Origin of the sequence: Vibrio sp. 10N.222.55.C6 (assembly GCF_041473395.1) — a bacterium.
Lineage (GTDB): Bacteria > Pseudomonadota > Gammaproteobacteria > Enterobacterales > Vibrionaceae > Vibrio > Vibrio crassostreae_C.
The window spans coordinates 1-432 of record NZ_JBFRSD010000143.1; the positions used below are offsets into that span (position 1 = coordinate 1).

The following is a 432-nucleotide window of genomic DNA, read 5'->3' on the forward strand; positions in this document are numbered from 1 at the left end:
TCGTAACATCAGTGAGAAAGCCGGTGTATCGCATAGCCTTATTCGCCACCACTTTGGCAGCAAAGAAAAAATCTGGCATGCGATAAGCGATTGTTTACACGCCTATTTTCAGTCTTATATTGCTAAGATTATGGAAGAGTTACCAAAAGGCGTCGCACCAAACATTACTATCTATTTATTTAGTATGCGCCTCTTTAGCAACATGATTCACTCACGAAAACCGATGCAACTTATCACTGACTCTGTTCGTCAAAAAGATAACTTGGTCGATTACTTTATCGACAATGTTGGCGATGTCGAAAAAGAAATCAACATGTTAGCTGAACAGTATAACGATGCGAATCCAGAGAGCTTGATCAACATTTATGAGATTAAGTGGCAAATGATCATGTATGCGCACGGAGCAGTATGTCTCACTCCCTTTATGGAAAG

General features: G+C 40.0%; 1 pseudogene. It reads left to right on the forward strand.

From position 1 onward, the window contains the following. A pseudogene (locus AB4486_RS22955) lies at positions 1-432 on the forward strand (TetR/AcrR family transcriptional regulator); the annotation flags it as partial.